Raw genomic sequence first — 24,163 nt, 5'->3', positions numbered from 1 at the left:
TTGGTGGCTAGAGCAGGAATCGAACCAGCGACACGAGGATTTTCAGTCCTCTGCTCTACCAACTGAGCTATCCAGCCATGAAATAGAAAATTGGCGACCCAGAAGGGGCTCGAACCCTCGACCTCTGGCGTGACAGGCCAGCACTCTAACCAACTGAGCTACTGGGCCAACTAACTAAATCATAATCACACTTACAAAAATTATTATATTTGTATTTTGATTACTTGTCAACCTTTTTTGAAAATTATATTATATAAATTTTTTATATCCTTATTTTCAAATATATATTCTGTCTTACAATAATCACAAACTATAGTTTCAATTTTATTATCATCTATAATTTTTTTCAATTCATCTTTTCCTATACTAATTAACGCCCTCTCAACTTTATCTCTTGAACAATCACATTTATAATTTATAGGTTTTTCCTCTATAATTTTCATGTCCATATCATCAAACATAAAATTTAAAATATCATAAATTGTCTTTCCTTTTTCTAAATTTGAAACAATACTTCCTAAATCTTCAAATCTATATGAAATAATATCCGATAACATTTCATCGGCTCCAGGCAACATTTGCACCATTATTCCTACTGAATTTTTAATACTAAAATCTTCATTAATATCTATACCAACTGAAATTGCCGTTGGTGTTTGTTCAGACAAAGTGTAATAATACGATAAGTCACTGCAAACATCACTTTTATATAGTGGAACTTTTCCTGTATAAGGATTTTTTAAACCTAAATCTTTTGTTATAGTCAAAAATCCTTCTCCAATCAAATCATTCATTTTAAAACTATCTACAAAAGCATTGGAATTTGATATATAACCTTTTAAAGTTCCATCTCCACGTGTTATAGCACTCATATTATTCAATGGACCATTACCTTCAAATTTTATAACAATTGTATCTGATAACACTTTATTTGTTGAAGAAATCATTGAAGCTATTGTCATTAATCTACCAAATGCAATTGTTGTTAATTCATTTAATTTATGTATTTGTTTTATATGATTAATTAAATCAGTTGTACTACAAGCAATAATTCTTATAGTTTCATTTTTAGCCACAGCTTTTATAATTTTATCTCTCATTAAAAAAATTCTCCTGTAGAATATAATAAGTTAATTCTACATTTTTTTTTGAATTTTTCAAGATTATTTATAAAATAAAAAAACATCTGCAAACAACAGATGTTTTAATATACTAATGAAAATCCATTTGGATCTGATTGCATTTGTCTTTCAACTAAAGCTTTTTGATTTGGCTCTAAACTATCAAGCTCATCTTGTGTAACTGTTTTAAAAATTATAACTTTTCCTTCCCCTTGTTCAACTATTTCATGATTTCCATTTTCGTCATATTTCAATTTACTTCCATCAGCAAGAGTAACTATTTCTCCATGAGTATATAAACTTTCAGTTTGAGTTTCAGAATCAGAAGTACCACCTATAGAAACTTGTGGTTTTCTACTTACTCTATTATGCTCTTCTTGTTGACTCTGTGATGAACATGCTACAAAATTTAAAGATATAGATGAAACTAATAACAACGAAGATAAAATTTTCAAAATCCTATTTCTCATATATGTGATCTCCTTAACTTTATATGTAAAAAAAATAAAACCATCAAAACCTTAACGTTCAGATGATTCTATTTTTTGAAATTTTAAAAATTTTATTCATTAAATTTTAAGATTTAATTTCATAATTTTACCATTTCTTATAATGTCAATAGAAATTTGATCCTCAACTTTCTTCTTCAATTCATTAATTTGTTCAATAGAATTAATTTCAACTCCATTAAAATTAACTATTATATCTCCTGGTATTATTCCAATTTTATGAGCAATTGAATCTCTCTCAACCTCAACTACAAAAACTCCTGTAGGAACTCCAAATCTTACAAAAGTTTGCTCATCAATATCAACTCCTGCAATACCAAGATTTATTACATACTGGCTTAATTCTTCAAGTTTTAATTCCGCAAAGTTTATAGGTATTGCAAACCCTATTGATTCAACACCATCAACATCAATTTTAGCCGTATTTATCCCTATAACTTCTCCATTCAAATTCAAAAGAGGTCCCCCACTATTTCCAGGATTAATCGCTGCATCTGTTTGAATAAATGTAGATACTCCATATCTCGTTTCAAAAGTTCTAGACAATCCACTAATTATTCCAACTGTGGCACTTCCACTAAAAGATAAATCAAGTGGACTTCCAATTGCAATTACCCAATCACCAACTCTCATTTCTTCAGAAGAACCCATTTTTAAAACTGTAGAATTTTCAAAACCCGGTGTCGTAACTTCAAGTAGTGCTATATCATTAACTTGATCAGTATTTACAACTCTAGCCTCAACTTCTTTTCCATCATTCAAAACAATTTTTACATTTGATGAATTTAAAACAACGTGCTGATTGGTTAAAATTTTCGTTGGACTTATAAAAAAACCTGTTCCTATTCCACTAACTTCGTTAACTCCTCTGTAAGAATTTACTATAGAACTAACACTTACAGTAACAACTCCAGGACTAACCTCTTCAACTACATCTGCAATACTTTTACTTCTTGAAAATAAATCTGAACTTTCATTTTCATTAACTAAAGATTCATTTTGAACTAAAACATCACTTCCACGAACTACATTTATACTTCCGTAAAATATTGCGCCTAAACTAAATCCAATTATAAATAAAAAAAATGTGACTAACTTAAAATTTTTATATTCCAAATTTACACATCCTTCCAATATATACATAAAAATTTTCTACTTTTTAAAATATTGCACTTCTATAATTATTAACTAAATTTTATTTTATTATTAAAAAATAAAAAGAGATGAATAAACTATTCATCTCATAAATTTTATTATTCATCAATCATTGAAGAAGCGATTTGAAATTCTTTCTGACTTTCTTTAAAACATTTTTCCTTTAAAGGAAAAGTATTATCAAATTCTATCACTTCTTCTTCTTTACAATTATACACTTCTGAAAATTTAACATATCCCGATATCCCATTTAAAGCATTTTCAAATAACGGTAACACTAATAATCCTTTATAAAATTTCCTATCCTCCATGGAAATATTATATTTTTTTCCTCCTAAGAATCCAAGATACTCATAATGATATGGATAACCTAAGGTTATTATAGCTTTGTATCCTAATTTCTTAGCTTTTTCTATATAATAGGTTATTAATTTTTTACCAAATCCTTTTCTATGATATTTAGGATGTATTGAAACTGGTCCAAATGTTATAGTTTCCATTTCAACTCCATTATTTCCTATAATTTTAGAACGAGTATAAAATATACTCCCAATTATTTCTCCATCAACTTCTATAACATATGAAAGTTCCTTTATATAATCTTCATGCTCTCTTATTTTATGAATAAGAAAATGTTCTTCACATCCTGGAACATATAAATTATAGAATGCTTCTCTTGTTATTTCTTCAACTTTTCTAAAATCTTTTTCAGATTCATATCTTATGTTTATTTTCACAAATATACCTCTTAAAAATTTTTTACATGCTCATTTTTAAAATTTCTCTAACATCATCTCTTCTTAATTGAACATACTCTCCAATAACATCTCCTAAAACAAATGTATTTTCAACTAAATCCTCTAAACTTTCTTCATTTATACCACATTCTTTAAGTGAAGTTGAAACACCAATTTGTTTGAAAAAGTTTTTAAAACTATCAGCAACCTTATCACAAAAATCTATATCGCTAATTCCTTCTTTTTTAAGTTTAAAAACTCTTTCTCCAAGTTTAATAACTTTACTTGGATTTTTCCTAGCAACATATTTCATCCAATGTGGCGTAATTATAGCTAGTCCCTCTCCGTGAGAAATATCAAATATACCACTTACAGAATGTTCAATACCATGAGTAGACCAATCACCACCACAAACAGATAAACTTCCATTAAGAGCAACAAAAGATGTATACATCATAGCTTCTCTCAAACTATAATCTTCTAAATTTTCTAATAATTTTGGTGCAATCTCCATCATGTAAGATATAGATGATTCACAAAATCTATCTACAAGCTCTCCATTTTCAGATTTATTAAAATATTGCTCAAGTAAATGAGAAATTGTATCTACAATTCCATTTACTGTTTGATTTCTTGGCACTGTAAATGTATTAGTAGGATCTAGTATTGAAAAAACCGGAAATGTGTACGGAGGATGTGCAAATCCAACTTTTTGTTTTGTTTCTTCATTTGTTATAACGCTATTTGGATTCATTTCTGTTCCTGTTGCTGACAAAGTTAATACAGCTCCAAGAGGAACTCTATCGCTTGGAGTTTCTTTCTTTATAATTAAATCCCAAACATCACAATTACTTTTTGCTCCAATTGAAATTGCTTTTGAAGCATCTATTACACTTCCACCACCAACAGCTAAAATTAAATCTATGTTATTATTTTTACAAATTTCAACTCCTTTTCTAACACTTGAAAGCTTAGGATTAGGTTCTATACCACTAAGTTCATGTACTTCACAATTTAATTCTTTAAGAATTTTTAAAACTTCATCGTATAAACCAAACTTTTTTATATTACCAGAACCATAAGTCAATAATACTTTAGTTCCATTTTTAATTTCATTTTTTAAATTTTCCAATTTTCCTTTTCCAAAATGTAGTCTTGTTGGATTATGCAATAAAAAATTCATAACGATCACTCCATTTCTAAAATATATAATTTAAATTATAATTTAATGATTTTTACAAAACAACAAAAATAATTTTTCAAATTTAAAAAACTAAAAATGGATTGAAAATTAAATTATAAAATCTCCAATCCATCTCAAAAATTTTTATGTACTATTTGTTCCATTCTAAAATTGTCTTCTTAGTATCGTGCTCTTCTTCACTTTTAGAAGTTAATTCTATGTTAAAAGGCACAAAAACATATATTCCCTTTTCTATTTCTTGAAGTTCTGCATTTAAAACATAACTAGCTCCACACAAAAAATCTAACATCCTATGTGCTATTTTAGTATCCAATGAAGTTGTATTTATCAATATAATTTTTCTGTCTTTTAAATCTTCACATATGTTAAGAACATCACTATATACAACTGGCTTTACAATTCGCATTTTTGTATCACCATAAAAATTTCCGTCATTCTTATTTATAATAGATTTAAAATTAGTAACTTTACCAAAATCTTTGCTTGAATCACTCTTTATATCCATTTCTTCACTCATTTCATCATCAAACTCAAATTCACCATCTTTAAGTCCAAAAAAACCCCAAACCTTATCAGCTGCATTTTTCAATCCCATAAATACTTCCTCCTCTGAAACAAAAACTACGTGTATAATCAAAAAGTGTATTAAGTAAAACTAGTCTATACTATTGTTATCCGATTAAAAGAAATATATTTTTTCTAAAATGATAATATTTTTTAAAGGTTAGATATGATATTTTTGAAATAATCTGGAAGATTTACCTTAAATTCCATATACTTTTTCGTACTTGGATGAATGAATCCTATAACCCTTGCATGCAAAAGTTGACCTAAAGAATAAATTTTATCATTTTTCAAACCATAAACAGGATCTCCAACTATAGGGAACCCTAGATGACTCATATGTACACGTATTTGATGTGTCCTTCCCGTATGAAGTTTGCATAAAACCAACGAACATTTTGAATATTTTTTCAAAACACTATATTCTGTAATCGCATTTTTTCCATTTAAAGTTACCGCCATTTTAATTCTATCTTTTGGATGTCTTCCTATATTATTACAAATCCTACCTCTATAATTTTTCATAACTCCATGAACGAGAGCAACATACTCCCTTCTTATTGAATGCACTTTAAATTGTTCACTCAAAAATTTATGAGAAAAATCATTTTTAGCAACAACCAAAAGCCCAGAAGTATCCTTATCAATTCTATGTACAATCCCAGGTCTTTCAACTCCATTTATACTTGATAAATCTTTACAATGATACATTAACGCATTTACAAGAGTATCCACATAAATATTTTGTGCTGGATGCACTATCATACCTTGCTCTTTATTAACAACAATAATATCACTATCTTCATAAACAATATCTAAAGGTATATTTTGTTCAATAATATCAAGTCTCTTAACTTCAAAATCTGAAATGCAAACTTTATCATTTAATTTTAATTTATATCCTGTTTTAACACACTCATCGTTGACTGTAATTTTTCCATCTAAAATTAATTTTTGAATAAAATTTCTTGTGTATTGTTCTCCAAAATAATCTAAAACAAATTTATCTAATCTAGTATTCAAAAACTTTTCATCATCAATAATTACATTTTTCATAACACTCTACCTAAAAATCTATATAAACAAAAGGCACCTAAGGAAAACAACTACCTTGGTGCAAATTGAAATAATTCTACGTTTCACTCACAAAAAATTTCTTTATATTTTCAAGATCTGAATCAACTTCTTCTGAACTTTTAAATCTTGACGATGTCTTATCATCTGACTCAAATGGTTGAACATCTACAAAACTATCTTTTTCAAAATTCTCACTAACTTCTGAATTCAATTCAAAATCATTATTTTCTCTTGACTCTTGACTTTTAATCTTATCAAAATCACTTGTTTGATTTAAATTATAATTCTTTATAAAATCTTTCTCTAAATCTTCAAATGTTTCCATTTGTACAGTTATAAAATTTCTAAATTTAGCTCTAAACTTAACAAACTCTTGTTTCAATCTATCATACTCTTGAGTAATTGAAACAACATCAGTATGAGCTTTATCTAAGATTTTCTTAGCAGAATCATTTGCGTGCTTTATAACTATATCCGCCTCTTTTTGAGAAGAAACTTTAGCTTGCTCAGCCGCATTTTGAGCCAATAATAAAGTATTTTGTATTGTTGATTCAATTTTAGAATAATGCTCAATCTTTTCATTCATAGCATTAATCTTTTCTTTTAAAAGAGAATTTTCTTTAAAAAGTTCCTCATAATCTTCAACTATTTGATCCAAAAACTCATCAACTTCTTCTGGATCATAACCTCTAAGCATTTTTCTAAACTCTTTGTTTGTAATGTCAACTGGAGTTAATTTCACACTCTTCACCTCAAAACTCTTATTTAAATAAATTTGTCTATAACAAGTTTAATTTTATTTTTAGCTGTGCTACCTAAACTTTCTTTAATTTTAAATTTTCCATAACCACTTATAACAACTATATCATTCTCACAAACTTTCGTATCTACATCTAATTCCGAAATTCCATTTAACTTCACCTTACTATTTTGAATTAGATTTTTTGATTTTTCTCTTGAAAGATTTGTTAAAGCAGATACAATTCCATCAATTCTAAGTGATGCTACAACTTTATATAAAATTTCAAATCTCTTTTGAGGTAACCTGTTAAACAATTCTAAACTAACACTAATAGGTACATTTCTAACTTTTTTTAAATTTTGAATAATATATTCTACAAAATCTATTACGACAGGAACATATGCACAATTACCTTCTAATATTAAATCTCCCATTTTATCTCTAGTAAATCCTAAGGACATAATACTTCCCAAAAAATCTCTATGAGATAAACTGTTAAATTTGTTGTTATAAGAAATTTTCAAAACTTTAGCTACATCATCAAAAATAGAAATATTTTCATCTCCCATACTAAAAGCAATTAAACTTCTTTCAGTATCATCTGAAAAACCATAGCTAAATACATTTAATCCAAGATTAACAGAAAAACACCGCAATAAGTTACAAATAGAACTTTCATAAAATTCATTTGTAACTATATCTCTTCCACTTTTAAATGCAGTAACATAAGTTAAATATAGCTTGTCTATATTTCCAACATATTTACCGCAACTTTTCACAAAATCATTTTTTGCTAACAATTTTTACTTAGCCCAACTAAACAAACTACTTTTTGTTTGAATTTCTTTTTTCAACTCATTCGTAACTTCAACATTTGAAGGTGCCAATATGTAAATAGATTTTTCAACTTCTTGAAACTCTGCATCAAGAGCATAGCTAGCACCACATAAAAAGTCTACAGTTCTTTGAGCCACTTTAGGCTCCAAAATTGTTGCGTTTACAATAACAATTTTTCTATTTTTAAGATCATCACAAATCCCTAAAACTTCTTCATAAGCTACAGGTTTTATTATTGTCATTTTCGCAACATTAGCACCTGAATGAAGATTTACAACTTTATTATTTAGATTTGTTGATTCAATTTGATTATTTTGCTTATTCATCGAAAAAGTTTCGTCATGATTTTTTTGTTTAATATCATTTTCAAAAGCGTCTTCATATTCATCTTTCAAACCAAAAAAACCCCAAACTTTTTCAGCTGCATTTCTTAAAGCCATATTTTTTTCCTACCTTCCCCCATAAAATTCACTTCGTTACGATAATTTATTCTACAAAAACATTTTATTTCCTTCTTTAAGGTTACTATTTTTTTTATTATTATTCTAACGAAATTACAGGATAATTTTTAGATCTTACATCTATATAACCTTTCATATCTTTAAACTTCTGATTTGAATTAATTATATTTATAGCATTATTTAATTTTTGTCTCAGCTCTGAATTATTTCCAATTTTAATTTGAATATCATTATAACCAAGAACAACATTATGAATATCTGTCAAATCTACATAATCAAAATTTATATTACTTTTGTTTAAATCAAGTAGCTCACTTAAATTTTTAATCCAATGAATTTCTCTACTACCTTCTGCAAACAATGTCTGTCCAATTTTTAAATCAGATGGAAAATTCACACCAACAATTTCTAAAATCTGAAAATCATGTTTATAATCCAAAATATCTATAAGTTTTGATTCTCTATCAAATATGTAATATTCACCATTGTAATAAATGTAGTAATCAACATTTACTTCGTCTAAAATAATATTTAAAGTATTTGGATACTGTTTTTTATAAGTTACATTTTCAACATATCTATTTTCTCTCAAAGCAGTAAGCTCTGAATCTATTGAATAAAAGAAAATATTTTCGTGAAAAACTTCATTTAATTCTTGCAAAACATATTCTTCTGACAAAATTTTATTTCCCGCAACTTTTAAATGTTTTATATTAAAAATCGGAGAATTTACCAAAACCAACATAAATATTATAAAGACTAAAAAAATAAAAACCATTCTTCTTAAAAAAAAGATTCGTCGTCGTCTTATTAATCTATTCTTATTCATTATTTTTTTTTCATTAAACTTACTATTCAAAATTTACCTCATAAAATTTTTATTACCACTTAACTCTATTTCTAGATACATTTAAAAGAATTCCCATAGCTGTCATATTAAATAACAATGATGATCCTCCATAACTTATAAATGGTAATGGTACACCAGTAACTGGCATACTACCAGTAACAACAGCTAAATTTATTATTGCTTGTATTGCAATAACAGAAGTTATTCCCATAGCTAACAATGTTCCAAAATTATCTTTACATTTTATAGCAATAATAACTCCTCTCCATATTAACACCACAAAAAGAGAAATTAATATTATACCGCCTAAAAATCCTGTTTCCTCTGCTATAACTGAAAATATAAAATCATTGTGTGGTTCAGGTAAATAATAAGCTTTTTGTCTTGACATACCAAAACCTAAACCTAAAAAACCTCCAGAACCAAGCGCGAGTAATGATTGAATAAGTTGATATCCATCACCTCTTGGATCAGCCCAAGGATCTAAAAAACTCAAAAGTCTTTTTAATCTATATGGCGAAACAAAAATCAAAGATATACCTGCCAATAATCCAACTCCACCAAGAGTTAATAAATGTCTCTTTCTCGCTCCAGAAATTGTTATTAATATAAACGCCACAAACATTATAACTGATGTTATACTTAAATTTTTCTCCGCTAATACAAGTCCTGCAAAAATTCCAGCCACTAATAATGTAGGAAATACTCCCTTCCAAAAACTTTTTATTTCATCACCCTTTTTATCCAAACTCCGTGCTAAATACACCACTACAACATATTTTGCCATCTCAGAAGGTTGTAATGATAATGGACCAAGTTGTATCCATCTTTGAGCACCGTTTATTGGTGGAAATAAAAATACCAATAATAGAAGCGTAATAGTTACAATAATTAAAAACACAACCAATTTTGAATTTTTCAATTTATGATAATCACATGTCATGAAAAAAAACATAGAGATACCACCAATTACAACAAAAACTAATTGTTTCTTTAAATAAGCCATACTATCTTGAAGTTCATTTGCAGCTCTATAAGAACTTGCGCTATAAATCATAATAGCACCTATCGCAACCAATAATATTACTGTGTAAAAAAGAACATAATCAATCTCACCACTTGCTTTATTTAATTTGAAAAGCCTTGAAATTCTGGTTTTATGATTTAATTCATTATCCTTGTTTTCCATATAATGTCATTCCTTTCACAACAATAAAAAAGATATAATACATGCTATTAAAGTGATTGCTCCAAAAACATATACAATCTTATTTTCACTCCATCCTAAGTGTTCAAAATGATGATGAATAGGAGCCATTTTAAATACCCTTTTTCTTGTGAACTTATATACAACAACTTGAATAATAACGGATAAAGCTTCAATGACATAAATTATTCCTGCCAAAATTAAAACCACTTCAATACCCAACAAAAATGAAATAGATGCAACAGCACCACCTAAAGCAAGTGATCCAGTATCTCCCATAAATACTCTAGCTGGATTTACATTGAAAATCAAAAATGCCATTAATGAACCAATTAAAATAAAAGCAAAAATTCCTATATCAACTTTTCCAAATACAAAACTAATTAAAAACAAAAATATTAAAACAATTATTGTTACAGTTGTAGCTAATCCGTCCAATCCATCTGTTAAATTAACGGCATTTGTTACACCTGTAAAATAAATAAATAAAAAAGGTAAATACAAATAATATAAATTAATATTAACATTTAAAATAGGTATATATAAATTTGTACCTAATGTATCTTTTGAAAAAACATATATTACAAACGTAATAAGCATTAACAAAATCATCTTTTGATAAGCTCTAAGTCCTAAATTCTTTTTTCTTCTTATCTTTAAATAATCATCCAAAAAACCCACAAAACCAAATGCTAAAAATATCAACAATATAATAACAGCGTCATTTTTTAAAGTCTTAACATAAAAAACAGAATATAAAATTGTTACTATAAAAGTTGATATTATAAAAATAAGTCCTCCAATCGTTGGAGTACCTTGTTTTTTCATATGAGCTTTAGGTCCTTCTTCTCTTATACTTTGTCCGTATTTCATCCTGTGTAATATTGGAATTAATATTTTTCCTAACAAATACGCTAAAATAAACGAACTTATTAAAGGAAGAAACATTTCTATAACAACTCTCATTATGTACCCTAAACTTATCTAAAGATAAGTGAAAGTCCCCCCTCATACTTTTAAAATTTATCTTTAAGAATGTTTATAATTTTTTCAAACCTCGATGAACGTGAAGCTTTTATTAAAATTGTTTCTGTTCCCTTTAATATATCCCTCACATTTTTTTCAAAATCTTCGATAGTTTCAAAACAAAAACAATTTCTCTTATCACTAAATTTTTCACAATAAGCCTGTCTATATTTACCTATAGCAATTAACTTATCGATCTTATAATTTGCATACTCAGAAATTTCACTATGATAAAATTCTGATTTAATTCCAAGTTCCGCCATATCCCCTAAAATACAAACTTTTTCATTTGAATATAAACTTAAAACATCAATACTACTTTTCATTGACGTAGGACTAGCATTATAACAATCATTTATAATTGTCATATCTTTATATTTCAAAATTTCTTGTCTCATAGATGACGAACTTAAAACATCAAACTTACTTTTTATCAAATTAATAGGTATTTTAAAAATCTCGCAAACTTTAAAAGCTATAAGCGAATTCAAAACATTATGCTTCCCAAGTATAGGTAACATAATTTCTTCATTTTCACCGTTATATGTAAAATAAAATTTTATTCCCTGCTCACTTAAACAAACATTTTTTGCAAACAAATCACAATTTTCAGAAAATCCTATTCTATAAATTTTAAATTTAAATGTATTAACATTTTTCAATAAACCATCTTCATTATTTAAAATAAGAATATTATCTTCATCAAAATAATTAGTGATTTCCATTTTAGCTTTCAAAATATTCTCACGAGTTTTTAAAAATTCTATATGACTTACACCTATATTGGTTATAATTGCAATTTTAGGTTTTAAAATTTTTGTAAGATAATCAATTTCACCTAATCCACTCATACCAAGCTCAAAAACACCTATTTCTGAATCATCATCAATATTTATGAGAGACATTGGCATACCTATGTGATTATTAAAATTTCCAAACACTTTATAAACCTTATATTTTGAAGTTAAAAAATCATAGACCAACTCTTTTGTTGTAGTTTTTCCAACCGAACCTGTTATAGCTATAATATCTATACTCAATTTAGATCTTACATAAATAGACAACTTTTCCAAAGCATCAAGAGTATTTTTTACTAAAATAACCGAAACATCAAACTCTTGAAAAACATCATTATCAAAATATTTCTTATCTATTATGCAAAGCTTGACTCCTTTTTTTACAGCATCTAGAACATACTTGTTTCCATCAAAAATTTTACCACTTATAGCTAAAAAAATTTCCTCTTGAGTAATATTTCTTGTATCAATTGACATTTTATTAAATTTTTCTTGTTTACCCTTCAACAATAAAGTCCCAGACAAACAATTCAAAATTTCTTGTAAACTTAAAGTCATTTCATATCACCCTTTTAAAATAAAATATCTAATTATTTTTCTTTTAAAATTTCATCTATGACTTCTCTTTCATCAAAATGTATAACTTTGTCTTTTAAAATTTGATAATCTTCATGTCCTTTTCCTGCTATCAAAATTATATCATTACTTTTTCTATTTTTTATAGATTTTTTTATCGCATCAAATCGACTTATTACAACTTCATAATTCGACTTTTCTATTCCAGATACTATATCTTGTACAATTTTTTCTGGATCTTCACTTCTAGGATTATCTGAAGTTATATAAACATAATCACTAAGTTCAGATGCTATTTTTCCAATTAAAGGCCTCTTTTCTTTATCTCTATCTCCTCCACATCCTACAACACAAATAATTCTTCCATTGGAAATTTTTTTGAGAGTAGAGAGACAATTTTCAAGACCATCTGGCGTATGTGCATAATCAAGATAAATATCACAGTCCAAATTATATTTTTTAGAAACATTTTCAAGTCTTCCAGCAACAAAAATATTTTTCAAACTCTCTCTTATAACGTTAACAGATATTCCCTCATTTAAAGCTATAATTATAGAAGGAAGCGCATTATAAATATTAAATTTTCCTACAAGATTGTATTCAAACTCATATTCTTTACCGAACTTATCATAAACAACAAACTTAGTTTCATCATTTTTAAAATCAATATCTTTTGCAACAAAATCACTTTTTATTTCTTTTATCCCATATGTAATAACATTAGAATCAATATTTTCAATAATTTTTTTCCCATATAAATCATCATTATTAATAATTTTTTTGTTGCTATTTTCAAAAAGCTTAAACTTCGCATCAAAATAACTAGAAAAATTCTTATGAAAATCTAAATGATCTTGTGTTAGATTTGTAAAAACACCGTAATCAAATTGAATACCGTATACCCTATTAAGTTCCAACGCATGTGAAGAAACTTCCATAAAACAATACTCCACATTTTCTTTAAACATATCATTAAACAATTCATTAAGTTGTAAAGCTCCTGGAGTTGTTCTCTCTGACTTTACCTTTTTATCATTAATAAAATTGCTTATTGTTCCTATAATTCCTGTTTTAAATCCAGCATTTTTAAAAATTTCTCTAAGTATAAAAGTTGTTGTTGTTTTACCATTGGTACCTGTTACTCCTATAATTTTAAACTTTTCATGTAATCTTCCATAAAAATTAATAGCGGCAATCGATAAAGCCTTTCTAGTATCATCAACAGAAATAACAACACAATCCAAATCATTTGGCAATTTACTTTCAAAATCATTATTTATAACAATTACTTTAGCTCCTTTGGATAAAACAATATCTATAAAATTATGTCCATCAAAATTATATCCTTTTATACAAAAGAAAACATCATCCTCAGAAACATCATTGGTATTATCAGTAATCTTGCTAATTTCTATTTCATCATTTCCCAAAACCACATTGTATTTAAATCCATCAAATAATTTTGTTAATTTCATTCGTCCTCCTAATTGATAAATTAAAGAAGGATTAAAAACCCTTCTCTAATTTTTATAAACTGTCTAATGAATATCTTTAACACTAAAAGTTAATTCTACTGTATCTCCTCGCTGGACTATCTTACCAACTTCAATACTTTGACTAACCATAAGACCTTCCCCAACGATTTTGTATTTTAATCCAATACTTTCTAAAATTTCAATAGCCCCCTGTTTACTATAGCCGTATAAATCTGGCATCAATACTTGCTTATCAATCTGTGAAGAATCACCTTTGTATATAACAACTTTGGTTCCTTCTTTTACTGAATACCCTGGTTTAGGCGTAATATCTACTATTTTTTCTCCTTCTCCAACGGTTTCGTACTCTAAATTCAACTCTTTTAATAACTGTTGACCATCTTCGACTGTTAAATCTCTTATTTCTGGTATTATAACATCTTTAAGAAGACTCTTCCTTACCTCATCATCACTTGAAGAAATATCTATAGATAAATAATTAAATAAATCAGAAAAAAGTTGTCTTGCCACAGGTGTTGTAATTACACCAGCATAATACTCACCAGCTGAAGGTTCATCTATAGAAATAAATATACTAACTTTTGGATCACTAGCTGGAGCAAAACCTACAAATGACGAAATATATTTTCCTGCTCCATAAGTTCCAGTCTCTGGATCAACCTTTTGAGCTGTACCAGTTTTACCAGCAATTTCATACCCTTCAATAAATGCTCTACCTGCTGATCCTTCAGAAACAACTTTTTCAAGTAATTCCCTCATAATAGCTGCACTTTCTTCCCCTACTACACGTCTCTCACTATAGTCTTCAAATTTTTTATCTACAATATAATTAAATTCATCATCATAATAAGAAACTTCTTTTAATAAATGTGGTTTAACCCAAACCCCATCATTTGCAACAGCATTAACAGCTGCTAAAAATTGTATTGGTGTTGTAGTGTTTGTTTGACCAAAAGAAATTGTAGCAAGATCCACAGTAGAAATATTTTCAGTTTTCTTTATTATTCCTTTTGCTTCTCCTGGTAAATCCACTCCAGTTTTTTGTCCAAAACCAAATTTTTCAATATATTTATTTAAAGTTTCAGCACCTAAACGTTCACCAATTTCCATGAATCCTACGTTACATGAATTTTGCAAAATCTCAGCAAAGTTTTGAGCTCCATGTCCTGTTCTTTTCCAACAATGAATAACTCTACCGCCAACTTCTTTATGTCCACTACATTGGAAAATATCATTTTCTGATACAAGACCTTCTTCAATAGCAGCCATAGCTGTTACAATTTTAAATATTGATCCTGGTTCATAAATATCATTAACTGATCTATTTCTCCATAATTGTTGAAGCTCATCATATGTACTAACTTCATCTCTAACTGTGTTAGGATTAAAATCAAGTTTGTTAACCATCGCAAGAATCTCACCATTTTCAGGATTCATAACTATTATTGAAACCGCCTTAGCCTGATTATCAATAAGTGCTTGACTTGCAGCTTTTTCCGCGAAAAATTGAATTTTTTCATCTATTGTTAAAACAACATTCTTACCATCAATTGGATCTATGTACTCACTTATGGAATATGGTAAATCTCTTGATTTTGCATCAAGCTCAACTATTCTAAAACCATCAACTCCTGTGAGCTCTTCATCATACATAAGCTCAATTCCTGTTAATCCTTTTCCATCAATATCAGTTGATCCAAGAACATGAGATAAGTAAGAATTATTAGGATAATATCTTTTTGTATCTGGAGAAATTATTATACCTGATATATTTAGTTCTTTAACCTTATCAACTTTTTGTTTCTCAACTCTTCTAATCAAATAGGCTGAACCAGCTGGATTTCCCTTACTGTCTTTTGTATTTAATACTTTTAAAACTTTTTCAACATTCATTTCCAAAGCTTCAGCTATTTTTGGTGCAATATCCTCATAAGTTAAAGAATTCTTTTCCAAATATTCTCTAATCGTTTTTAAATCTAAGTCAACTCTATAAACATTCGCACTTACAGCAAGCTCTTTAAGATTTCTATCTAAAATTGCTCCTCTTCTTGCTTGAATTTTTACTGAACTGGTCCACTGATCTTCAGCAATAGCGTAATATTCTTCTCCTTTTATAATCATAACCCTAAAAAGATTTACAACAATTGCAATTATAAGGAAATAGAATATAAACATAGTTACAAGTGCTCTCTTTTTAGTTAAAAATTTATCTGTAAACTTTTCTTTCATGACACACCTCTAAAAATATAAAAGTTCACAATGACATTAATTTTTCTTTCCAAATATTCTGTCATATAATTTAAGAAGAAACGGTTTATCTGGTTCTTCTTGCTCTTCAACATTAAAATTATCATTATTTAAATCAACAAATATTGATTCTCCAAGTTTTGGTGGATTCATATTTAAATATTCTGCATATTCCATAACTTTATCGAATCCCTTTAAATTTAAAATTTCAAGTTGTAAACTTTCTAACTCTTGAGTTGCTTTAGTAATTTTACTTTTAAGTTCTGTAACTTCCCTTTGTTTTTTATAAATAGTAGAACTACTTAAAATAAGTAGCGCTCCACACACTATAAAACAAATAAAAATATAAAAAAAACTTCGTCTAACATAAATATCTAGCGAACGCTTTTTTACTTGCATCACCTCTTTTTCTTCTAAGTTATTTATAGATTTTTTATTTTTTTCCATATATACTCATCCTTTAAGTATTTTATTACTTATTAATATATTTTTACTTAATTTATTTTTTCAGCTACTCTCAATTTCGCTGATGAAGAACGAGAATTTTTTTCTATTTCAAAAGATGATGGTAGAATTGGTTTTTTATTTATAATTTTTATTTCCTTTTTCTTTTCACATTTACAAATTGGAAATTGTTTTGGACATATACAATCAAGAGCTAAATAATTAAATATATTTTTTACAATTCTATCTTCTAATGAATGAAAAGTTATAATAGCAATTCTTCCTCCTATATTCAAATTTTTCACCGCATCTTTTATTGCATTTTCTAAAATATCTAACTCCTCATTAACTTCTATCCTCAAAGCCTGAAATACTTTTTTAGATGAATGTCCTTTAACTTCATATCTCGGAATAATTTCATCTATTAATTTAACTAACTCAAACGTTGTTTCTATTGGTTTAATTTTCCTTTGATTTACAATTCTATTTGAAATTTTTTTATGATATTTTTCTTCACCATAAATTTTAAATATGTAACTGAGCTTTTGCTCATCGTATTCATTAATTATAATTTTTGCTGTTAATTCCTGAGATTTATCCATTCTCATATCAAGTTCACCATTACGCATATAACTAAATCCACGTTCATCTGTATCTATTTGATATGAAGAAACTCCAAGATCCATTAAAATACCATCTACACCATTTATCCCTAATTCTCTAAGTACAAAATTAATATTTTTAAAGTTATCTTTGACAAATGTTACGTTAAAATTATCACTAAATTTTTGTTTACAATAATCAATAGCATATTGATCTTGATCTATTGCTATAAGCCTACCTGATTCATTTATTTTGTTTAAAATCTCAGAAGAATGTCCTCCTCCTCCAAGTGTACAATCAACATAAATTCCATTTTGCTTTATATTAAGTGCATCTATGCATTCATTTAACATCACAGAAAAATGATTAAACTGCAAAATTACTCCTCATTTCATAATAATAATTTATTAATCAATTATATATTTTTACTTTATAAAAAAAAACCCTCTATGTTCTACAACTTTTTTTGAAAAATTTTCCATATAAAACAAAAAACCAAACTTGAAATAAAGTTTGGTTCCTATTTAAAAAACTTTTGAATATACCATATTGGATTCTTTAAAAATATTTTTAAATTCATAAACAACATCATCAAGTGTTACATTTTTTAGCTCATCAAAATAATCAAATAATTTTGCATTATTTTTAATTAACTTAATCATTAAATGTGAAATATTATCTACGCTATTAAACATATTTACATAATTTCCATACATAGCTTTTTTTATTCTCTCAAAAGCTACTTTATCTTTTGAAAAATCATATTTTGAATAATAATCTAATAGCATTTCAGGAAGTTTCTTAAATTTTTCACCATCTCCAACAAGAAGATAATGTCCATAATCAAATTCATTTAAATATTCTGTATAATAACTTCCATCTATAATCTCTTCTTTATAAATCTTCTCATAAAAATTTGATGTAGCTCTAAAATATAGTCTATGTATCATCTCAAAAACAATAAGTTTCTTTATATAATTCTCAGGCTCTGCGCTATCTTTAAACCCTAAAATATTTGTTGGAATACTCATTCCCATTTTTTCTTCAATATAATGTTTGTTAATCTTATTGAAACCATTAAACTTTTCTCTAATAACATTTTTACCATTTTTATTTACTATATATTTATTTAAAATTTGTTTTACCTCATTAACATCTACATTTCCAACTAAAACCAAAAACATATTATTATTTACATAAAAATTATCATAACAATCTTGAAGATGAGCTTTGTTAATTAATTTTATTGTATTTACATCTCCAGCAATATCATTTCTTATTGGATGCTCATCATACATAGTTGTAAGAAGATTTCTATAAACTTTGTTATATGGATCATCATCGTACATTTTAATTTCTTGTTCTATTATAAGTTTTTCGCTCTCAATACTTTCATCATTCAACTTTAATCCATAAATCATATCACACAAATAACTCATGGAATCTTCAAAATTATCTACAGTACTAAAATAATAATTTGTTATATTAGATGAAGTATAGGCATTAACATCTGCTCCAATTTCTGAAAATTTTCTAAACACCTCATCTTTTTCATTACCATCAAACATTTTATGTTCCAAGAAATGTGCAATACCTAAAGGATATCTTTTAAAATTTTTCTCACTTTCAAGTTTAAAAGACACATCATTTGAACCATATTTTATAACAAATGATGCAGATATATCAGAAAATTGTTTTTTTTCCATTACATAAACTTTTAGTCCATTAATTTTAAAAAAATTTATAGATTCTCCTAACCTATCATTTTTAAAAATTTCCATTTTACTCCTCCTCAAGTGGTCTTACAGAAAATATAGCCGATTTTATAATTTGTTTTGACGCATCTATTATTCTATTTTTATCTACACTATAAATATTTTTCAAAAATTCATTAATATCAAATTCTTTGTTAAATATGTACAAAGGAGCTATAAAAGAATGCATTGATGAAACTTTATCTTGAACAGACATCAAAAGTCTTCTTATACTTCTTTTTGCATTTTCTATTTCACTTTCACTTATTTCACCATTAGAAATGTTTTGAATTTCTGACAATATAATTTCTTTTGTAACATCAAAATTTTTATCATCAATACCACACTCAATAGATAACATTCCCTTAAATTTTTCATAATAAGAATTTATATAATATACAAGACTTCTTTTCTGTCTAACCTCTCTATAAAGTTTTGAATACCCACTTCCTAAAATTTTATTAAAAACAAAGAAAGCATAATAATCTCCATTAAATATTGTTATAGGAGTCTTAAAATTTATAACTAATTTTGTTTGAGTTATATCAAATCTTTCATAACTCTCTGTAAAATCAGTTTTTAAAAATTTATTATTGTCAGTATTAAACTTTCTTTCAAGACTTTTTCCAAATTTATCATATAACATATTTTTGATTCTATCTTCATCAAAATTTCCTATTATAACAAAATAATAAGGTAACTCTCTAAGATTAAGATAAAATTCATACAAATTTTTTCCATTTATTTTCTCTAACCTATCTACATTCCCATAAATATAATTAACATAAGGTTCATTCTTAGTTGAAATCTGCTCACATTTCACATAAGCATAATAATTTTTAGAATCAACCAGACTTAAAATATTTGTCCTTAAATTTTCCTTTTCAATTTTTAAAAACTCTTCTTTAAAACATCCCTTTTCTTCCAAAACATTATAAAAAATTTCATGTAAAAAATTAATTATTTCATCCCAAAGAGAAGTATTTTGATCAATATATTCATCTTTCAAAAACTCAATATAAATTGTAAATACTGCAACTTCACCACATTTATTAACATAACAATTAAAATGAGTTCCATACATTTCTTGTAACTTACTGTACAATTTTTTTAAGGAATCATATTTTTTAGATCCAATTTTTATCATTTCAGATACTAAATTTAAATCAGTAATTTTTTCATCTATATCAATTGGTATATTTAAACTAATACTATTAGATTTAAATTTATTACTTTTTATAAATTTTATATTCATAAAAATAAAAAACCTCTCTTAATTATTTTATTTGACATTATTTTCATAATACAATATAATACTCAGTGTATATGAGAATAGATGAGTTCTGGTGGGCTCGCCAGTCTTCAAAACTGTGTTGTCGTGCTAATACCACGATGGGTGGGTTCGATTCCCACATATTCTCGCCAAATATTTTTGCTATAAAAGTATACCAGACTTAATATTGGTATACTTTTTTTATTTTTAAAATTTAACACACTATTTATTCCAAATCAACTTTTTATAGATAATATAATTTTCAAGGTGAAACTAATGAAAAAACTTTCAAAACTACATATAACAAGTTCAATTTTTATTTCAGCAAATTTTATTGCATTAATTTCTCTAAATAAAACTGCTAATACCGCTCCAACTGGGGGTTATAGCAAAGTTAGTACACTGCAATTATTATCTGAAGTTGTTAGAAATCCTATGGGAGCATTTATTCAAAAAATATCAAACGGAAAATTAAAGGGACACTTTATACATTCTGGAGTATCAACTACAACATATAATAATTTTTCTGTTAGACCCAGATCAATAATTCAAGAAAAAACACATGATAATAAGTTTAAATATTTGTCAACAGAAGGTGCAAATAGAATAATTGTTGCAGAAAGTAGTGCTTTTAAAATCTTAACTTATAGTAAAAATTCACTCATTAAAGAAATTAACATGGTTAGAGAAGGTGAAAATATTGTAATAACTTCTGAAAAAGGAGCAAGAACTCCGCAACACGTTTTAAAAAAGACGATTCTTAATTTTGGAAATTTAGATGATAATACCCCATCAACTTCATCTCAAGCATCTGCTCCATCATCTAAACCAACAATAACTATAACAAGACATTCTATTTCGAATAGACAATCCTCTAACTTTGATACAGAAAAAACATATGTGTATGAAGCTTCAAGTCTAAAATTAATTTCACAAGTAACTAAAATTAAATCACATGATAAAATTGAATCTACCACACAACATGAAGATGGTACAACATCTAAAATTGTTGAACATATAGACGGAAGAAAAAATTCTTTTGTTTACAATCACATGGGAGAAACTTTATTTTCAAATGTAACGGAACCTGATAGAAGTAACGTTGTAACAACTAGATTAAATGAAAATACATATTCGAAATTAAGATATAATTCTAATAAAAAATTAGTGGAGGAAAAAATTATAACTCCTACTTCATCAGAAACAAAAATATTTAATGAACAGGGAGAAATAACTTCAACTTCAAGAATTAATGTACTAGCTAATGGAGAAACTGTAGAAACTACAACTCACGAAAACGGATACATTGTAACAAATGAAAAAAGACAAGATGGAAGTTTATTATCAATAATAACTCGTACACCTTCAGGAGAATTATTAAAACAAGATTTTAATGAACGCAATCTGCCATTAAACAGTCCATATAAAATAAATTAACTTTTAAAAAGGTGGTACCAATGAAAAAATTTTCAAAAATATGTATCAATAGTTCAATTTTTATTTCAAGTAATATGCTCATGCTAATGTTATACGTAGAAAAAAGTAACGCTACTCCAATCTCAAAACCTTCTACTGTGAGATTATTAAGTGAAGTAATTAGAAGTCCACACAGCGCATTTATACGTAAACTTTCAAACGGAAATTTAAAAGGAAACTTTTTACATTCTGGACAAAATACTACCGCTCTACATGTTTTTTCTGTTAAAGCTGGAGCACTTGTAGATGTAAAAAAAACACATGATGGAAATTTTTATCCATTATCTACATCAAAACATCAAAGAAGATTAGAAGGAGAAGGAGTTAATTTTAGAATATATACATATAGTAAATCGGGACTTAAGAAAAAAATTAATATTTTTATGGAAAATGGAAATTTAATAGTCAATTCCATAAAAGGAATTGGGACTCCTGATTATATTTTAAAAAGAACAGTTCTTGAATTTGGGGATGGTGCATCAACTTCTTCTCAATCCTCTTCTTCATCTTCTACTCCAAAAATAACTGTAACAAGATATTCTTCCTTTGATGAAGCTTCCAATAGTTTTAATGTAGAAAAAATATCTACACACGACCCTTCAGCTCTTAAATTAATTTCACAAACAACTAAAAATAAATTAACAGGTCAAACCGAATCAATTATAATCCATGAAAATGATACAAAAACAAAAATTGTTGAAAGCTCAGATGGTAGTTCAACTTCCTCACTTTTAACTTCAAATAATGAACTTTTATTTTCAAAAACAAAACATGGAAACGGAAATACAACAATAACAAAGAAACTAGAATCTAACACATATTTAAGCCAAAAATATAATCGAAACTTATTAGTAGAAGAAGAAACCCTAACTACACCTAATTCAATAGAAACAAAAAAATATAATGAAAACGGTTCTTTAACTTCAACTACATCAACTTATAGACTTCCTGATGGTTCAAGTCTTGGAACAACAACTTCATCTTCTTCAACAACAACTTACGAACGTAGAAATGATGGAAGTTTAATATCCATAACATCTACTACTCCTAATGGAGAAATATTAAAACAAGATTTTGATGTAAACAATGCACCATTAAACAATCCATATAGAATTAATTAATTTTTTAAAAGGTGATCGCTAATGAAAAAAATCTCAAAAATATGTATCAATAGCTCAATTTTTATTTCAAGTAATATACTCATGCTAATGTTATACAAAGAAACAACTAACGCTACACCTCTTCACTCCTATTCTAAACTTTCAACGGTACAATTATTAAGTGAAGTTATTACAAATCCAACTGGAGCATTTATTAGCAAAATCCCAAACGGAAAGTTGAAAGCAAGTTTTTTGCATTCAGGAAGAAATATAAGGGCAATAGATATTTTTGCAGTTAAATCTGCCTCTACTGTACAAGTTAAAAAAACAAATGACTCAAATTTTGAAAGAATGTTAGCATCAAAACATCAAAGAACGTTGGTATCAGAAGGAGTAGCATTTAAAGTATTTACAAAAAGTAAACTAGGTTTAGATAAAGAAATTATTTTTACAACGGAAAATGAAAACATAGTAGTTACTTCTGAAAAAGGTATAGGAACTCCTCATCATGTTTTCAAAAAAACAATTCTTGAATTTGGAGATGGTCCATCAACTTCCACTCAAGCTTCTTCTTTATCACCTGAACCTAAAATAACTGTAACAAGATATTCTCTTTCAAACGAAAAAGCAAAAGAATTCGATATAGAAAAAACATCTATATACGATCCTTCAAATTCAAAATTAATCTCTCAAATAGAAAAAAATAAAACAGCAGGATACACAGAATCAATCATGAGACATGAAGATAATATGAAAACAAAAATTATTGAGCATACAGATGGAAGAACTGATACTTTTCTCATAAATTCAACTGGAGAAATTTTAACTTCAACCTTAATGGATAAAAATAGAAATGTAACTATAACAAAAAAAGTAAATCAAGATACATATTTAAAAAATAAATATA

At 27.0% G+C, this 24,163-nt stretch carries 23 protein-coding genes and 3 tRNA genes; 4 read left to right on the top strand and 22 right to left on the bottom strand.

From position 1 onward, the window contains the following. Position 1: 1 nt before the first annotated feature. The 22 genes from A6P36_RS03825 to yfmF form a co-directional block, all read right to left on the bottom strand. A tRNA-Phe gene (locus tag A6P36_RS03825) sits at positions 2–77 on the bottom strand. Between the two features lie 14 nt (positions 78–91). Then, a tRNA-Asp gene (locus A6P36_RS03820) sits at positions 92–168 on the bottom strand. A gap of 59 nt (positions 169–227) precedes the next feature. Beyond that, positions 228–1,100, bottom strand: coding sequence for an Hsp33 family molecular chaperone HslO (gene hslO, locus A6P36_RS03815; RefSeq protein ID WP_066761172.1), 873 nt, complete (start codon positions 1,098–1,100; stop codon positions 228–230). Between the two features lie 104 nt (positions 1,101–1,204). Continuing rightward, on the bottom strand, positions 1,205–1,591 hold the full coding sequence (locus A6P36_RS03810) for a hypothetical protein (protein WP_066761170.1): 387 nt from the start codon (positions 1,589–1,591) through the stop codon (positions 1,205–1,207). Between the two features lie 99 nt (positions 1,592–1,690). Then, positions 1,691–2,746, bottom strand: coding sequence for a S1C family serine protease (locus tag A6P36_RS03805; RefSeq protein ID WP_191336503.1), 1,056 nt, complete (start codon positions 2,744–2,746; stop codon positions 1,691–1,693). Between the two features lie 137 nt (positions 2,747–2,883). Further along, positions 2,884–3,522 carry a GNAT family N-acetyltransferase gene (locus A6P36_RS03800; protein ID WP_066761163.1) on the bottom strand — a complete coding sequence of 213 codons (639 nt, stop codon included), beginning with the start codon at positions 3,520–3,522 and terminating at the stop codon, positions 2,884–2,886. 22 nt (positions 3,523–3,544) lie between these two features. Continuing rightward, the gene (locus A6P36_RS03795; protein WP_066761158.1) at positions 3,545–4,705 is read right to left on the bottom strand and encodes an iron-containing alcohol dehydrogenase; all 1,161 of its coding nucleotides are present in this window, start codon (positions 4,703–4,705) and stop codon (positions 3,545–3,547) included. A gap of 151 nt (positions 4,706–4,856) precedes the next feature. Then, the gene (locus A6P36_RS03790) at positions 4,857–5,321 is read right to left on the bottom strand and encodes a cell division protein SepF (RefSeq protein ID WP_066761156.1); all 465 of its coding nucleotides are present in this window, start codon (positions 5,319–5,321) and stop codon (positions 4,857–4,859) included. A 122-nt stretch (positions 5,322–5,443) separates the two neighbouring features. Next, a complete protein-coding gene (locus tag A6P36_RS03785; RefSeq protein ID WP_066761154.1) occupies positions 5,444–6,346 on the bottom strand; it encodes an RluA family pseudouridine synthase in 903 nt (300 codons plus the stop codon). Between the two features lie 76 nt (positions 6,347–6,422). Continuing rightward, a complete protein-coding gene (locus A6P36_RS03780) occupies positions 6,423–7,109 on the bottom strand; it encodes a DivIVA domain-containing protein (RefSeq protein WP_082917606.1) in 687 nt (228 codons plus the stop codon). Positions 7,110–7,132: 23 nt separating this feature from the next. Then, positions 7,133–7,909, bottom strand: coding sequence for a YlmH/Sll1252 family protein (locus A6P36_RS03775; protein ID WP_066761150.1), 777 nt, complete (start codon positions 7,907–7,909; stop codon positions 7,133–7,135). A 3-nt stretch (positions 7,910–7,912) separates the two neighbouring features. Further along, a complete protein-coding gene (locus tag A6P36_RS03770; protein WP_066761148.1) occupies positions 7,913–8,386 on the bottom strand; it encodes a cell division protein SepF in 474 nt (157 codons plus the stop codon). A 100-nt stretch (positions 8,387–8,486) separates the two neighbouring features. Beyond that, positions 8,487–9,266 (bottom strand): cell division protein FtsQ/DivIB, encoded by a 780-nt coding sequence (locus tag A6P36_RS03765; RefSeq protein ID WP_242861647.1) that lies wholly within the window; start codon positions 9,264–9,266, stop codon positions 8,487–8,489. A 22-nt stretch (positions 9,267–9,288) separates the two neighbouring features. Continuing rightward, entirely contained in the window at positions 9,289–10,446 is a 1,158-nt protein-coding gene (gene spoVE / locus A6P36_RS03760; RefSeq protein WP_066761146.1) for a stage V sporulation protein E, read from the bottom strand. A gap of 15 nt (positions 10,447–10,461) precedes the next feature. Further along, complete coding sequence (gene mraY, locus A6P36_RS03755) at positions 10,462–11,430, bottom strand: phospho-N-acetylmuramoyl-pentapeptide-transferase (RefSeq protein ID WP_066761144.1); 969 nt, start codon at positions 11,428–11,430, stop codon at positions 10,462–10,464. 50 nt (positions 11,431–11,480) lie between these two features. Further along, positions 11,481–12,845 carry a UDP-N-acetylmuramoyl-tripeptide--D-alanyl-D-alanine ligase gene (locus A6P36_RS03750; RefSeq protein ID WP_066761138.1) on the bottom strand — a complete coding sequence of 455 codons (1,365 nt, stop codon included), beginning with the start codon at positions 12,843–12,845 and terminating at the stop codon, positions 11,481–11,483. A gap of 32 nt (positions 12,846–12,877) precedes the next feature. Then, positions 12,878–14,338: a UDP-N-acetylmuramoyl-L-alanyl-D-glutamate--2,6-diaminopimelate ligase gene (locus tag A6P36_RS03745; RefSeq protein ID WP_066761132.1), complete on the bottom strand. Its 1,461-nt coding sequence runs from the start codon at positions 14,336–14,338 to the stop codon at positions 12,878–12,880. Between the two features lie 63 nt (positions 14,339–14,401). Beyond that, positions 14,402–16,588: a stage V sporulation protein D gene (locus A6P36_RS03740; RefSeq protein WP_066761130.1), complete on the bottom strand. Its 2,187-nt coding sequence runs from the start codon at positions 16,586–16,588 to the stop codon at positions 14,402–14,404. Positions 16,589–16,624: 36 nt separating this feature from the next. Then, positions 16,625–17,053, bottom strand: a complete 429-nt coding sequence (locus tag A6P36_RS03735) for a cell division protein FtsL (RefSeq protein WP_066761128.1) — start codon at positions 17,051–17,053, stop codon at positions 16,625–16,627. Positions 17,054–17,100: 47 nt separating this feature from the next. Further along, positions 17,101–18,030 (bottom strand): 16S rRNA (cytosine(1402)-N(4))-methyltransferase RsmH, encoded by a 930-nt coding sequence (rsmH, locus tag A6P36_RS03730; protein ID WP_066761126.1) that lies wholly within the window; start codon positions 18,028–18,030, stop codon positions 17,101–17,103. A 147-nt stretch (positions 18,031–18,177) separates the two neighbouring features. Continuing rightward, a complete protein-coding gene (gene yfmH, locus A6P36_RS03725) occupies positions 18,178–19,434 on the bottom strand; it encodes an EF-P 5-aminopentanol modification-associated protein YfmH (protein ID WP_066761124.1) in 1,257 nt (418 codons plus the stop codon). 1 nt (position 19,435) lies between these two features. Further along, positions 19,436–20,662, bottom strand: a complete 1,227-nt coding sequence (yfmF, locus tag A6P36_RS03720; RefSeq protein ID WP_066761123.1) for an EF-P 5-aminopentanol modification-associated protein YfmF — start codon at positions 20,660–20,662, stop codon at positions 19,436–19,438. A gap of 73 nt (positions 20,663–20,735) precedes the next feature. On the opposite strand from yfmF, the gene A6P36_RS03715 reads away from it, so the two are divergent. The 4 genes from A6P36_RS03715 to A6P36_RS03700 all read left to right on the top strand — a co-directional run. Then, positions 20,736–20,832 (top strand) — tRNA-Sec (locus A6P36_RS03715). 124 nt (positions 20,833–20,956) lie between these two features. Continuing rightward, positions 20,957–22,117, top strand: a complete 1,161-nt coding sequence (locus A6P36_RS03710) for a hypothetical protein (RefSeq protein WP_066761122.1) — start codon at positions 20,957–20,959, stop codon at positions 22,115–22,117. A 20-nt stretch (positions 22,118–22,137) separates the two neighbouring features. Next, a complete protein-coding gene (locus tag A6P36_RS03705; protein WP_066761121.1) occupies positions 22,138–23,277 on the top strand; it encodes a hypothetical protein in 1,140 nt (379 codons plus the stop codon). Positions 23,278–23,298: 21 nt separating this feature from the next. Further along, a partial coding sequence (locus A6P36_RS03700; RefSeq protein WP_156507973.1) for a hypothetical protein occupies positions 23,299–24,163 on the top strand: 865 nt, incomplete at its 3' end.

It is taken from the genome of Candidatus Arthromitus sp. SFB-turkey, from assembly GCF_001655775.1.
Lineage (GTDB): Bacteria > Bacillota > Clostridia > Clostridiales > Clostridiaceae > Dwaynesavagella > Dwaynesavagella gallinarum.
The sequence above is the reverse complement of the archived record's forward strand: the minus strand, read 5'-3'. Positions and strand labels throughout refer to the sequence as shown.

Coding starts and splice junctions, on each gene's coding strand:
- mraY (WP_066761144.1), bottom strand. CDS start 11,430: ATGAGAGTTGTTATAGAAATGTTTCTTCCTTTAATAAGTTCGTTTATT.
- hslO (WP_066761172.1), bottom strand. CDS start 1,100: ATGAGAGATAAAATTATAAAAGCTGTGGCTAAAAATGAAACTATAAGA.
- A6P36_RS03785 (WP_066761154.1), bottom strand. CDS start 6,346: ATGAAAAATGTAATTATTGATGATGAAAAGTTTTTGAATACTAGATTA.
- A6P36_RS03810 (WP_066761170.1), bottom strand. CDS start 1,591: ATGAGAAATAGGATTTTGAAAATTTTATCTTCGTTGTTATTAGTTTCA.
- A6P36_RS03740 (WP_066761130.1), bottom strand. CDS start 16,588: ATGAAAGAAAAGTTTACAGATAAATTTTTAACTAAAAAGAGAGCACTT.
- A6P36_RS03735 (WP_066761128.1), bottom strand. CDS start 17,053: ATGGAAAAAAATAAAAAATCTATAAATAACTTAGAAGAAAAAGAGGTG.
- A6P36_RS03705 (WP_066761121.1), top strand. CDS start 22,138: ATGAAAAAATTTTCAAAAATATGTATCAATAGTTCAATTTTTATTTCA.
- A6P36_RS03750 (WP_066761138.1), bottom strand. CDS start 12,845: ATGACTTTAAGTTTACAAGAAATTTTGAATTGTTTGTCTGGGACTTTA.
- A6P36_RS03795 (WP_066761158.1), bottom strand. CDS start 4,705: ATGAATTTTTTATTGCATAATCCAACAAGACTACATTTTGGAAAAGGA.
- spoVE (WP_066761146.1), bottom strand. CDS start 10,446: ATGGAAAACAAGGATAATGAATTAAATCATAAAACCAGAATTTCAAGG.
- A6P36_RS03790 (WP_066761156.1), bottom strand. CDS start 5,321: ATGGGATTGAAAAATGCAGCTGATAAGGTTTGGGGTTTTTTTGGACTT.
- yfmF (WP_066761123.1), bottom strand. CDS start 20,662: ATGAATATAAAATTTATAAAAAGTAATAAATTTAAATCTAATAGTATT.
- A6P36_RS03770 (WP_066761148.1), bottom strand. CDS start 8,386: ATGGCTTTAAGAAATGCAGCTGAAAAAGTTTGGGGTTTTTTTGGTTTG.
- A6P36_RS03710 (WP_066761122.1), top strand. CDS start 20,957: ATGAAAAAACTTTCAAAACTACATATAACAAGTTCAATTTTTATTTCA.
- A6P36_RS03745 (WP_066761132.1), bottom strand. CDS start 14,338: ATGAAATTAACAAAATTATTTGATGGATTTAAATACAATGTGGTTTTG.
- yfmH (WP_066761124.1), bottom strand. CDS start 19,434: ATGGAAATTTTTAAAAATGATAGGTTAGGAGAATCTATAAATTTTTTT.